Origin of the sequence: Kitasatospora sp. NPDC059408 (assembly GCF_042751525.1) — a bacterium.
Lineage (GTDB): Bacteria > Actinomycetota > Actinomycetes > Streptomycetales > Streptomycetaceae > Kitasatospora.
Window position 1 is genome coordinate 91,698 of sequence record NZ_JBHYWI010000030.1, and the last position, 12,522, is coordinate 104,219.

Genomic DNA, 12,522 nt, shown 5'->3' on the forward strand with positions numbered 1-12,522 from the left:
CCTGGGCTCCGCTGTTGGTCTAGTTGTGACGATTAGATGACTACCTCTTGCTTTTCTTAGTAAATATTCATTAGCGTCCCGATCACTCCATCGCACCTGCTGCCGCAGCTGTTGCATGACGACTCGGGAGGGTCTACCCCTATGCGTGTTTCTCGGATCAGCCGGACCCGGTACGCGGCGGTGGGCCTCGTGCTCGCCACGGCGGGCGCCCTCGCGCTCCCGGCCGGTACCGCCGTCGCGGCGCCCGCGCCCGCGGCCGGCTCGACCACCGGCCCGCTGCTGAGCTACGTGGTCAACACCAAGGCCAACCACGGCCAGGTGCAGAAGGTGGAGAAGGCGATCACCACCCTGGGCGGCACGGTGGTGTACTCCTACGAGCAGATCGGCGTCGTGGTCGCCCGCTCGAACGACACCGCGTTCGCCGAGAAGCTGCGCCAGGTCAAGGGCGTCGACTCGGTCGGCGCGAGCCGCACCAAGGGCATCCTCGCCGCCGACCAGGGCAAGGCCGACGTCGCCGCCGAGCCCGCCGCGGCCCCCGCCGCCGGTCAGGAGCCGTACGAGGCCAACCAGTGGGACATGCGCCAGATCGGCGTCGACAAGGCGCACAAGATCTCGCTCGGCAGCCGCAACGTGACCGTCGGCGTGCTGGACTCGGGCATCGACGCCACCCACGAGGACCTGGCCCCCAACGTGGACGCCTCGCAGTCGGTCTCCTGCGTCGACGGCAAGCCGAACACCGACTGGAAGGCCTGGCAGCCGACCACCAGCGACCACGGCACCCACGTGGCCGGCACCATCGCCGCCGCCAAGAACGGCAAGGGCATCGTCGGCATCGCGCCGAACGTGAAGCTGGCGGCGGTCAAGGTCGTCGACGACGGCGGCTTCATCTACCCGGAGAACGCGGTCTGCGGCTTCGTGTGGGCCGGCGAGCACGGCTTCAAGGTGACCAACAACAGCTACTACGTCGACCCGTGGATGTTCAACTGCCCGAACGACAAGGACCAGGAGGCGATCACCGCCGCCGTCCGCAAGGCGGTCGCGTTCTCGCAGCGCAAGGGCGTCCTCAACGTGGCCGCGGCCGGTAACGAGAACATCGACCTGGCCCACAAGACCACCGACGTCTCCAGCCCGGACGACACCACCCCGGGCACCCGCCCGGTCACCAACGACTGCCTGTCGCTGCCGACCGAGCTGCCGGGCGTCGTCGCCGTCTCCGCCGTCGGCGTCAAGGGCGAGAAGTCGTACTACTCCAGCTACGGCAAGGGCGTCGTGACCGTCGCCGCGCCGGGTGGCGACCGCCGCTACCAGATCCCGGACACCCCGGACAAGGACGGCCGGATCCTGTCCACCATCCCGGGCAACAAGTACGGCTACATGCAGGGCACGTCGATGGCCACCCCGCACGTCACCGGTGTCGTCGCGCTGCTCGCCAGCACCTTCCCGTGGGCCAGCCCCGAGGAGCTGACCGAGCTGCTGACCAACCAGGCCGAGTCGCACGCCTGCCCGACCGGGGACTTCAACCCGGGCGGCGCCGGCCAGTGGAAGGCGACCTGCGAGGGCGACGAGAACGACAACGGCTTCTACGGCGCGGGCATCATCAACGCCGAGAAGGCGGTCCAGTGGTGGCGCTGACGCGCCGACCGCGTGGAACAGCCGAGCATCTGAGCACCTGAGCACTTGAGCACCGGGGAGCGGGCCCACTGGGTCCCGCTCCCCGGTCGTTTTTGAGTACCCGTACTCAGGTCCGCCGGTGGCCCGCTCGCCAGGATGGATCCGTACCGAACGGAAGCATCAGGGGAGTTGAGCGGCATGGCACACACCGACACCGGTTGGAACGCGGTCCCGGCCCGGTCGGCCGGCGGCGGGCGTAGCTGGCCCTGGTTCGTCCTGGGCGGGGCCGAACTCCTCGCCGCGGGCCCGATGCTGGCGCAGTTCGTGGTCGTCGGCCTGATGTGCGGCGTGATGGGGCTCGCGGCCGGTGCCTCCGTCGGCGCGGTGGCGGGGCTGATCGCGATGCTCGCGGCCGGCCCGCTCACCGGCCTGCTCGTGGCGGGCCTCGGCGCGGCCCTGATCCCCGCGAAGGTCCGCCGGAGGAACGGCGCCGCGGTCTTCGCCCTGCTCATGGGCGGCCTGCTGGCCGGCACCACGATCGAGTACCTCGACTGGATCCACCCCGCGGTGCGTTAACTCTCGAAGTGGTGTTCCCACACCGTCTCGACCGACGGCTTGCCGTGCAGGTCCGGCACCTCCTGGAGCCAGGCCGGGCGGCCGGCCCTCGTCCGGGCGGCCCGCCGCCGCTCGGCCTCGCGCAGCTGCTCGGGCGTGGCGAAGCCCTCCGGCAGCCACTCGGCGGACAGCACCGCGCGGGCGGCCAGGTGCGTGACGTACGCGTGCCGCACCGCGTCCACCGAGTCGAACCCGGGCTCGTCGGCCAGCCATTCGTCCGGGACGAGCGCCAGCACCTCCTCCAGCAGCCCGACGGTCACCAGCGGCCCCAGGTCCTCGTCGGCCAGCCGGACGTCCGGGGCGCAGCCGCCGAGCGCGTGCGCGCTGAGGTCGTAGCGCTTGCCGACGGCCGCCTCCGCGCTGGACCAGCGGTGGTGGAAGATCAGCGCGGCGCCGTTGTCGATGAGCCAGAGCCGCCCGTGCCAGACCACGAGGTTGGGGTTGTGCACGGTGCGGTCGACGTTGCCGGTGAGGGCGTCCAGCCAGACCACCCGGCCGGCCTCGGCGGAGCCGACGGGGACCAGTCCGGGCCGGTAGTCGCGCGCGCCGGGCAGCAGGTCCATCCCGAGGTTGAGTCCGGCGCTGGCCCTGAGCATGTCCTGGATCTCGGTGTCCGGTTCGTCCGCGGCGACCGCCGGGTCGAAGTCCACCAGCCGCAGCTCCGGCACGCGCAGGCCGAGCCGCCGCGCGAGCTCGCCGACGATCACCTCGGCGACCAGCGCCTTGCGCCCCTGCGCGGCGCCGGTGAACTTCACGACGTAGGTGCCGAGGTCGTCGGTCTCCACGACGCCGGGCACGGAGCCGCCGGCCCGCAGCGGGTCCACGTAGCGCACTGCTGTCACCAGTTCGAGCACATCCGCCACCCTACGGCCTCCGCGTCCGGGCGCGAGCCCCGGAAGGCCCGGTCCGCGGCCCTGTGGTTGGCTTGCCGCTGAGATCGGAACCACCACACGAGGAGTACAGGTCATGGGACAGGTGCTGGCCACCACCGAGCGGGTCTACGACGCCGCCCCGGAGCGGGTGTACGAGGCGCTGGCCGACTACCAGGTGACCCGCCCGAAGCTGCTGCCCGCGCAGTACAGCGAGTACGAGGTCCGGGCCGGCGGCACCGGGGCCGGCACCCAGGTGCACTGGAAGCTCCAGGCCACCGAGAAGCGCGTGCGGGACTGCCTGTTCACGGTCTCGGCCCCGAAGCCGGACCAGCTGGTGGAGAAGGACGCCAACTCCAGCATGGTGATCACCTGGACCGTCTCGGCGGCGGGCGAGGGCCGGTCGAAGGTGACGGTCTCGGCGACCTGGCAGGGCGCCGGCGGCATCGGCGGCTTCTTCGAGCGCACCTTCGCCCCGAAGGGCCTGAACCGCATCCACGACGAGGTGCTCGCGAACCTGGCCGCCGAGGTGCGCTGAACCACCCCGGGGGGCCCGGGAAATCGCCCGGGATTTCGAGGGGTCCGACCACCCGTACGAGCCGCGAGCCGTACGGGTGGACGGCCCGCCACCTGCGGGTGACGGGGGCCGTCCGGCACGGCGATGCCACCCTAGGCTCGCCGCCGTGCATATGACGATCCTTCACATTTCGCAGCCGGTGGACGGCGGGGTGGCCCGCGTCGTCGTCGATCTGGTCCGGGGCCAGCGGGAGGCCGGCCACCGGGTGCTGGTGGCCTGTCCGCGCGGCGGCCGGCTGGCCGAGGAGGCCGCCGCCGTGGGCGCGCTGGTCCAGGACTGGCCCGCCGAGCGCTCGCCCGGGCCGGGGACGGCCAAGGAGGCCTGGCGGCTGCGCCGGATCGTCCGGGCCGCCGCGCCCGACGTGGTCCACCTGCACAGTGCCAAGGCCGGGCTGGCCGGCCGGCTGGCCGTGCGCGGCGCGGTGCCGACCGTCTTCCAGCCGCACGCCTGGTCCTTCGCCGCCGTGGACGGCCCGCTGGCGGCCGCCACCCTGCGCTGGGAGCGCTTCGCGACCCGCTGGGCGCACCGGCTGCTGTGCGTCAGCGTCCAGGAGCGGGCCGACGGCGTCGCCGCGGGGGTGCACGCCGACTGGGCGGTGGTGCCCAACGGCGTGGACGTCCGCCACTACGCGCCCGCCGACCGCCGGGCCGCCCGGATCGCGCTCGGCCTGGACCTGGACGCCCCGCTGGCCGTCTGCGTGGGGCGGCTGTGCCGGCAGAAGGGGCAGGACGTGCTGCTGGCGGCCTGGCCCGAGGTGGTCCGCCGGGTGCCGCAGGCGCGGCTGGCACTGGTCGGCAGCGGGCCGGACGAGCAGGCCCTCGCGGGGACGGTGCGGGCGTCGGCCGAGCCGTCCCGGGTGCGGATGGTGGGGGACGTGCCGGATCCGCGGCCGTGGCTCGCGGCGGCCGACCTCGTGGTGCTGCCCTCGCGCTGGGAGGGGATGGCGCTCGCCCCGCTGGAGGCGATGGCCGCGGGCCGTCCGGTGCTGCTGACCGACGTGTCCGGGGCCCGCGAGTGCCTGCCGTCCGCCGCGCACGGGCAGGCCGTCGTCCCGCCGGAGGACGCGGCGGCGCTGGCCACCCGAATGGCCGAAGCGCTGTCCGATCCGATCGAGTGCGAGCGCCGCGGCGCCGGGCTGCGCGACCACGTGGTCGCCCGTCATGACGTCCGCACGGTGGTCGAACAGGTGGACGTCCTGTACCGCCACCTGCTGGGTGCCGGTCCGGCCGCCGGACGCCGCCGCACCCGTGTCCCAGAGCGGATCTGATCGTTTCACATGCCGTGAATGCCCGCTGACGAGGCACTGGCGTATTCGCACCCTCAACCGGATAAGGACGAGGCGTCAAATCAGAAATACCTATTAATGGGCGGCTGGAATGAAATGGCAAGTCATCCTCCGGCCCGCAAGTCCCGGTTCGGTATTGTCTGATTTTGCCTGCTTCGTTTCGATTTTTCCCCGGGAATTCGCGAGAGAATCGAGAGCCGCCGGCGGCAGCAGGTGCTGTCAGGACCGCGCCCACCGGGCCCGGGCGGCCGCCCCGCGCCAACCGGCGCCAGGGCTCCGCCACCCCGGGCACACAGCAGGGGAGTTCGTGCGCTGATGACCATTGACCACGACAGTGTGCCGCGATCCGGCCGGCCCCTGTCCGGCCCGCGGCGACCCGGCACCGGGCTGCTCGACCGGCCGGCCGGGGCCGCGCGGGCCCGCGCGGTGGCGCCGGGGCACCGGCACCGCAGGGCGGTCCGTTCCCGGCTCGCACTGCCGCTCGCGCTGGTCCAGGTCGACGCGATCGCGCTGTGCGCCGCCGCCGGCATCGCCAACCGCTTCCTCGACTCCGCGGTGCGGGTCGCCCCGCTGCTCGGCGTCGCCGCCGTCCTGCCCCTCCTGCTCGTCCTCAACCTGGCCGGCGGCCTCTACCGCACCCGGCTCACCCTGTCCGTCCTGGACGAACTGCCCGCGCTGGCCGTGCGCGCCGCGGTCGCCACCGCCTTCGCCGTCACCCTCACCGGCTGCCTGGACGGCCGCTGGCCCGACTGCGGCCCGGCCACCCCGGCCCGGCTCACCGCGCTGCTCGGCGCCCAGCTGCTGATCGCCGTCGTCGGCCGCGCCGTCCTCTACCACCTCGTCCGCCGGATCCGCCGCAGCCGTCCCAGCCCCGTCCTGGTGCTCGGCGCCGGCCGGCTCGGCCACCGGGTCGCCGCCGCCCTCAACGCGCGCGGCGAGTACGGAATGCGCCCCGTCGGCTTCCTCGACGCGGACCCGCCGCTGCTGGCCGGCGACACCGACCTGCCCGTCCTCGGCGGCCGCGAGGTCCTGGAGCGCGAGGTCCGCCGCCACCGCGTCCAGCACGTCGTCGCCACCGCCGGCGCCGCCGACGAGGCCGAGACCGCCGCCACCCTGCGCGACGCCGTCCGGCTCGGCTGCCAGGTCTGGCTGGTGCCCGCCCTGCGCGAGTACGGCTCGCTGCCCACCGCGCCGCCGGCCGCCGGCGACCACCTCTGGGGCTTCCCCTGCCTCCAGGTCGGGCGCCCCGCGATGCGCCGCCCCGGCTGGGCCGCCAAGCGCGCCCTGGACGTCGCCGCCTCCGGCCTAGGCCTGCTGCTGCTCGCCCCGGTCCTCGTGCTGTGCGCGCTCGCCGTCCGCTTCGACACCGGCCCTGGCGTGCTCTTCCGCCAGCAGCGCACCGGGCTGGACGGCCGGGTCTTCACCGTCCTCAAGTTCCGCACCCTGCGCCCCAGCAACGAGCACGAGTCGGCCACCCGCTGGAACATCTCCCAGGACCACCGGATGGGCGCCGTCGGCAAGCTGCTGCGCAAGAGCTCGCTGGACGAGCTGCCGCAGCTGTGGAACGTCCTGCGCGGCGACATGAGCCTCGTCGGCCCGCGCCCGGAACGCCCCTACTTCGTCATGCGGTTCAGCCAGGCCTACCCCGAGTACGCGGACCGCCACCGCGTCCCGGTCGGCCTCACCGGCCTGGCCCAGGTCAACGGCCTGCGCGGGGACACCTCGATCGAGGACCGGGCCCGCTTCGACAACCGCTACATCGAGAGCTGGAGCCTCTGGCAGGACGTCAAGATCCTCTGCCGGACCGCGGCCCTGATGCTCCACCCGGACGGGAGCTGACCTTTCGTGGCCCTCACCCTCCCCGCCGCGGCCCGGCCGCCGGCCTTACGCAAGGCCCTGCCCGCGCTCGCCGACCGGCCGAGCCTGCTCGCCGCGGCGACCGTGCTCCTGGTGTGCGTGCCCACCGGCGAGAAGGACGTCACCGCCGCCGTCCACGTCACCGCCGCCGACCTCGCCTCGCTGGCGCTGGTCGCCCTCACCGCCTACAACCTGCTGCGCGGGCGGCTGCCCGTCGTCGCCCGCGCCACCTGCGCGCAGTTCGCCGCGGTCGTGCTCGCCGCCGCCGTGGCCACCGTCGGCTCGATCGACCCGGCCGGCAGCGTCACCGGCTTCGTCCGGCTCGTCCAGGTCTTCGTCCTGGTCCCGGCCGCGGTGCTCTGCTCGCTGCGCGACCGCACCGACCAGCGGCTCGTCCTCGGCTCCTTCGTGGCCGCCGCGCTCATCGAGGGCGCCGTCGGCGCCGACCAGTACCTGACCCGCACCGGCGCCTCGTACACCGGCCAGCCGATCCGCGCCGTCGGCACGTTCGGCGCGCTCGACATCATGGCGATGTCCACCGTCGTCAGCTACGGCCTGCTCGCCGCCCTGGCCCTCGCCCTCGCCGAACGCGGACCCGGCGGCAGCGTCCGGCTGCGGCGCGCGATGTACGCCTCCGCCGCCTTCCTCGCCTTCCCGCTCGCCGTCTCCTTCAGTCGCGGCAGCTGGATCGCCACCGGTGTCGCCGTCACCGTCCTGCTGCTGCGCGCCGACGCCCGGCTGCTCGTGCGCGGTGTCGTGCTCGGCGCGGCCGCCGCCGTCGTCCTCGTCGGCGGACTCGGCCTCGGCGCCTCCGGGGTCACCGAGCGGCTCAGCTCGATCGGCTCCGTCGAGGCCGCCCCCGACCAGTCCGTCTCCGACCGCTACGACCTGTGGTCGACCGCCACCCGGATCTGGCAGGACCACCCCGTCCACGGCGCCGGCCCCAAGGCCTTCCAGCAGCTGCGCGACAGCCACGCCCCACTGCGGCTGTCCTCCGGCAGCGACGCCGCCGACCCCACCATCGGCTTCCAGCGCGAGCCGCTGCTCTCCCCGCACAACATGTACTTCCTGGTGCTCAGCGAACAGGGACTGATCGGCATCGTCGCCTACGCCGCGCTCTTCCTCGGCCTGCTGCTCGGCTGCCTGCGCCGCTCCCGCGGCCCCGGCCTCGCCGCCCTGGCGCTGCTGACCTGGGTGCTCGTCGACTTCCTCTACGCCGACATCGGCGGCACCACCACCGTGCTGACCTCCGTCGTCCTCGGCCTCGCCGCCCGCGCCGCGACCCCGGAGGCCTGACATGACGACGGACCGGCCCGCGCTCGTCCCGACGCTGCCCGCGCCCCGCCAGGCCCCGCCCGCCGAGGCCGTGCCCGGCGGCCCCGGCCCGGCCCCCCGGCGCGGCTTCCTCGCCAAGGCCTTCGGCATCACCGCCGTGCTCAGCGCCGCCGGCTCCGCCCTCGGGCTCCTGCGCGACCTCCTGCTGGCCCGCTACTTCGGCGCCAACCAGGGCACCGACGCCTTCCTGGTCTCCTGGACGGTGCCCGAGACGGCCGCGCCGCTGCTGATCGAGGACGCCATGTCCTTCCTCATGGTGCCCGCGTTCGCCCTCGCCCTGGTGCTGCGCGAGGAGCGCCCGGACGGCCCGGACCCGGTCCGCCAGCTCGTCCGGGCCACCCTGCCGTGGCTGCTGCTCGCCCTCAGCGCCCTCGCCCTCGGCACCGCGATCGGCGCGCCCCAGCTCGTCGAACTGCTCGCCCCCGGCCTCGGCGACCCCGCCCTCGCCGTGTCCTGCACCCGGATCACCGCGATCACCGTGCTGCCGTTCGGCGTGGCCGGCTACCTCGCCGCCGCGCTGCGCGCCCACCACTGCTTCACCGCGCCGGCCGGCATCTACGTCGCCTACAACGTCGGCATCCTGGCCGTGATGCTGAGCTGCCAGGCCTTCCTCGGCGTCCGCTCGGCCGCCGTCGGCGTCGCGGTCGGCAGCGCCCTGATGGCCGTCCTGCTCGTCGCCCCGTTCGCCCGCCGGCTGCGGACGGGCCGGGCCGCGCGCTCCGGCCGCTCGCGCCACGCCCTGGTCCTGATGCCGTTCGCCCTGCTGCCGGTCGCGGCCTTCACCCTGACCCGCCAGTCCCAGGTGTTCGTCGAGCGCTACCTCGGCTCCGCACTTCCGCCCGGCACCATCTCGCACCTCAACTACGCCGCCAAGGTCTCCCAACTCGCCATGACGGCGGGCATCCTGATCTGCACCGTCACCTTCCCGCTGGTCGCCCGCGCGCTCGCGGCCGGCGACCTCACCACCGCCCGCGACCGGGTGGAGAAGGACCTCGGGCAGGCCGCGGCCGTCGTCCTGCTCGGCACCGCGTTCCTGATGGCCTGCGCGCCCTCGGTCGTCTCACTGCTCTTCCAGCGCGGAGCCTTCGGCCCGCAGGACACCGCCGCCACCGCCGCCGTCATCCGGGTCTACAGCTTCGGGCTGCCCGCCCAGGCGCTGATCGGCGTGATGATCCGCCCGTACTTCTCGCTGCGCCCCGTCGTGCGCCGGGCCGACGAGCCGGGCACCGACGACGGGGGGCGGCGCCTGCTCGACTGGTACCCGGTCGCCGCGATGCTGCTCGGCCTCGCCGTCACCGTGGCCGTCGGCCTGCTCGCCACACCCCGCTTCGGCGCGCTCGGCCTCGCCGCCGGGAACGCGGCCGGCATCACCACCACCGCGGCCCTGCTGCTGCGCGGCCTCGTGCTGCGCGGCATCCCGCTGCGGCTGCGCCGGGTGCTCGGCGGCCACGGCCGGCTGCTGGCAGCCGCCGCCGGCGCCACCGCGCTCGGCACCTGCGCGGCCGGCCTCACCGCCGACCCCCTGCTCTCGACCGTGTTCGGGGGGCTGGCCGTGGCGCTGGCCTTCGCCGCCCTCGGCACCGGCCTCGGTGCCAGGGAGGTCCGCGGTCCGGTCCTCGCCGCCGTCCGGGTCCTGAACCCGCCAACCGTCGCCGATGAAGGGAAGCTTCCCCATGGACACTGAACGGGGAACCGTCCGTTCGGCCGCCCAGGCGGGCGCCACCGACGCCCCACCGCACCGGGCGCGACTGCCCCGCAGCCGCAGCCCGATCGGCGAACCGCCCGGCCCCGGCTCCACCTCGCCGTGGATCCTGATGTACCACTCGGTGGCGGTCGAGGAGGAGGACCCCTACCGGCTCACCGTCAACCCCGAGCGGTTCGCCGAACAGATCGCCTGGCTGCACCGGCGCGGCCGGCGCGGGGTCTCGGTCCGCGAGCTGATGCGGGCCCGCGCCGCCGGACGGGACGACAAGCTCGTCGGACTCACCTTCGACGACGGCTACGCCGACTTCGCCCGGCACGCGGTACCGATTCTGCAGGCGTACGGCTTCACCGCCACCGCGTACGTCGTCGCCGACCTGCTCGGCCGGGCCAACGACTGGGACGCCGAAGGCCCGCGCAAGCAACTCCTCACCGTCCAGGAGGTCACCGAACTCGCCGCCGCCGGCTGGGAGATCGGCTCGCACGGCCTCGGTCACCAGTCGCTGCCCGGCCTGCCCGCCGACGTCCTCGCGACCCAGACCCGGGAGAGCCGCAGGCTCCTGGAGGAGGTCGTCGGCGGCCCGGTCACCGGCTTCTGCTACCCGTACGGCGACGTCGACCTGCCCGCCGCCCTGGCCGTCCGCGACGCCGGCTACGACTACGCCGTGGCGATCGCCCACTCCCCGCTCACCGGCCGCTTCGCGCTGCCCCGCTGCTACGTCGGCGACCGCGACGGCGCCTGGCGGCTGCGCGCCAAGCGCGGCCGGCACCGGCTGCGCGACACCGTCACCGAGCTGCGCCGCGCCCGGCTCGCCCTCCGGAGGGCGGCACGGTGAGGGTCCTGCACATCGTCACCGGCCTCGCCTCCGGCGGTGCCGAGCGCCAACTCCAGCTGCTGCTACGGCACTTGCCGCCGCACCAGCAGTGCGAGGTGCTCGCCCTCACCAACCCCGGCGCGGTCGCCGCCGCCCTGCGCGCCGACGGCTTCACCGTCCACCACCTCGACATGCGCGGAAACCGGGACCTCGGCGCGCTGCCCCGGCTGGTCCGGCTGGTGCGCAGCGGCCGCTACGACCTCGTGCACACCCACCTCTACCGGGCGCAGCTGTACGGCCGGCTCGCGGCGCGACTGGCCGGGGTCCGTGCGGTGGTGTCCACCGAGCACTCGCTGCACGCCGGGGTGATCGAGGGCCGCCCGGTCACGCGCGGCGTCAAGGGCCTCTACCTGGTGGCCGAGCGGCTCGGGACCACCACCGTCGCGGTCTCCCGCCAGGTCGCCCAGACGCTGCACGCGTGGGGCGTCCCGCCGGCCCGGGTCGAGCTGATCCCGAACGGCATCGACGCCGCGCGCTTCCGCCGGCCGGACGGCGAGCGGGCCACCGCCCGGCGCCGGCTGCGCGCCGAACTCGGCCTGCCGGAGGGGAGCTGGGTGGTCGGCGGGATCGGCCGCCTGGTACCGGGCAAGCGCTTCGGCGTCCTGCTGGAGGCGCTCGCCGAACTCGACCCGGACGCCCGGCTGGTGCTGATCGGCGAGGGCCCGGAGCGCGCCGCCCTGGAGCGGCTGGCCGCCGAACTGGGCGTCCGGGAAAGGCTGGTGCTCACCGGCGAACGCGACGACGTGCCGGAGCTGCTGACCGCACTGGACGTGCTCGCCGCCCCCTCGACCGAGGAGACCTTCGGCCTCGGCGTCCTGGAGGGGCTCGCGGCCGGCCTGCCGGTGCGGCACAGCGCTTGCCCCGCGCTCGACGAACTGCCGCCCAGCGCCGCCCCGCAGGCCCGCCGCATCCCGTCCGAGCCCGCCGCGTTCGCGACCGCGCTGCGCGAGCTGCGGCACCTCAACGACCACACCGCCGGCCCGCTGCCGCACCCCCCGGCGGTCGGCCACTACGACATCGTCCGCGTCGCCGCCGACCTGGGTGCCCTCTACGACCGCCTGGCGCGCGCTTGACGGCCCACCGGCCCGCTCACCGAAGGGCCGCCGTGCGTGCGGCCCTGATCTCCAAGGAGTCACACCCATGACCACACCGCGCCGAAGCGCCCGCCGCCTGGTCCGCCGCTGGTGGCCGGTGGCGCTCGCGGTGCCGCTGGGCGCCGCGGCCGGCGCCGGGTACGCCGTCGTCGCGCACCCCTCGTACTCCGCCAGCGCCTACGTGCTCGTGGTGCCGCAGAACGCGGGGGAGGCCGCCACCGCGACCAACTTCGCCCAGGCGTACGGGCGGCTGGCCGGCCAGCCGCAGGTGCTCGCCGCGGCCGCCGCCGAGACCGGGCACACCCTCACCGACCTGGGGAACCTGGTGCACGGGACGACCTCGCCGGACGCCCCGATGATCGAGATCACCGGGACCGGCACCCGGGCCCAGGAGGCCGCCCAGACCGCCGACGCGGTGGCCCGCTCGCTGGTCTCCTTCGCCAACACGAGCAGCAGGGACACCGGTGTCCGGCTGGTCACGCTGGCACCGGCCGCCGCGCCGGACAAGCCGACCACGCCGTCCGGCAGCCTGGACGTCGCGGTCGGCGGCGCGGCCGGGCTGCTGCTGGGCGCGCTGGTGATGATGACCCGCCGCCGCGGCGACGCCGAGGCGCCCGTCGCCTCCGGGGTCCCGGAAGCCCCGGAGGCTACCGGTCCGAGCGCTCCGCGCCCGCGGACCGAGGAGGCCCCCGCCCGGACGGCC

The 12,522-nt window shown here is 74.7% G+C and carries 11 protein-coding genes; 10 read left to right on the forward strand and 1 reads right to left on the reverse strand.

From position 1 onward, the window contains the following. The first annotated feature begins 141 nt into the window (after positions 1 to 141). Together ACFXDE_RS21440 and ACFXDE_RS21445 are read left to right on the forward strand one after the other, a co-directional pair. Positions 142 to 1,632, forward strand: a complete 1,491-nt coding sequence (locus tag ACFXDE_RS21440) for a S8 family serine peptidase (protein ID WP_380445116.1) — start codon at positions 142 to 144, stop codon at positions 1,630 to 1,632. 177 nt (positions 1,633 to 1,809) lie between these two features. Next, positions 1,810 to 2,187: a hypothetical protein gene (locus ACFXDE_RS21445; protein ID WP_380496435.1), complete on the forward strand. Its 378-nt coding sequence runs from the start codon at positions 1,810 to 1,812 to the stop codon at positions 2,185 to 2,187. Here the strand turns inward: ACFXDE_RS21445 and ACFXDE_RS21450 are convergent. Further along, positions 2,184 to 3,080 carry a HipA family kinase gene (locus ACFXDE_RS21450; RefSeq protein ID WP_380496437.1) on the reverse strand — a complete coding sequence of 299 codons (897 nt, stop codon included), beginning with the start codon at positions 3,078 to 3,080 and terminating at the stop codon, positions 2,184 to 2,186. The two genes, ACFXDE_RS21445 and ACFXDE_RS21450, sit on opposite strands and share 4 nt — an antisense overlap. Positions 3,081 to 3,192: 112 nt before the next feature. On the opposite strand from ACFXDE_RS21450, the gene ACFXDE_RS21455 reads away from it, so the two are divergent. From ACFXDE_RS21455 to ACFXDE_RS21490, 8 genes are all read left to right on the forward strand, one after another. Continuing rightward, positions 3,193 to 3,633, forward strand: a complete 441-nt coding sequence (locus ACFXDE_RS21455) for an SRPBCC family protein (protein ID WP_359961043.1) — start codon at positions 3,193 to 3,195, stop codon at positions 3,631 to 3,633. A gap of 151 nt (positions 3,634 to 3,784) precedes the next feature. After that, complete coding sequence (locus ACFXDE_RS21460; RefSeq protein WP_380496440.1) at positions 3,785 to 4,939, forward strand: glycosyltransferase; 1,155 nt, start codon at positions 3,785 to 3,787, stop codon at positions 4,937 to 4,939. A gap of 333 nt (positions 4,940 to 5,272) precedes the next feature. Beyond that, entirely contained in the window at positions 5,273 to 6,796 is a 1,524-nt protein-coding gene (locus ACFXDE_RS21465; protein WP_380496442.1) for a sugar transferase, read from the forward strand. 6 nt (positions 6,797 to 6,802) lie between these two features. Further along, positions 6,803 to 8,110: an O-antigen ligase family protein gene (locus ACFXDE_RS21470; protein ID WP_380496444.1), complete on the forward strand. Its 1,308-nt coding sequence runs from the start codon at positions 6,803 to 6,805 to the stop codon at positions 8,108 to 8,110. 1 nt (position 8,111) lies between these two features. Next, on the forward strand, positions 8,112 to 9,833 hold the full coding sequence (locus tag ACFXDE_RS21475) for a lipid II flippase MurJ (protein WP_380496446.1): 1,722 nt from the start codon (positions 8,112 to 8,114) through the stop codon (positions 9,831 to 9,833). Beyond that, positions 9,823 to 10,686 carry a polysaccharide deacetylase family protein gene (locus tag ACFXDE_RS21480; RefSeq protein WP_380496447.1) on the forward strand — a complete coding sequence of 288 codons (864 nt, stop codon included), beginning with the start codon at positions 9,823 to 9,825 and terminating at the stop codon, positions 10,684 to 10,686. The genes ACFXDE_RS21475 and ACFXDE_RS21480 overlap by 11 nt, the downstream gene beginning before the upstream one ends. After that, a complete protein-coding gene (locus ACFXDE_RS21485; protein WP_380496448.1) occupies positions 10,683 to 11,798 on the forward strand; it encodes a glycosyltransferase in 1,116 nt (371 codons plus the stop codon). Before ACFXDE_RS21480 ends, ACFXDE_RS21485 begins: the two co-directional genes overlap by 4 nt. Positions 11,799 to 11,865: 67 nt before the next feature. Beyond that, positions 11,866 to 12,522: Wzz/FepE/Etk N-terminal domain-containing protein (locus ACFXDE_RS21490; protein WP_380496449.1), on the forward strand; the 657-nt coding region annotated here is incomplete at its 3' end.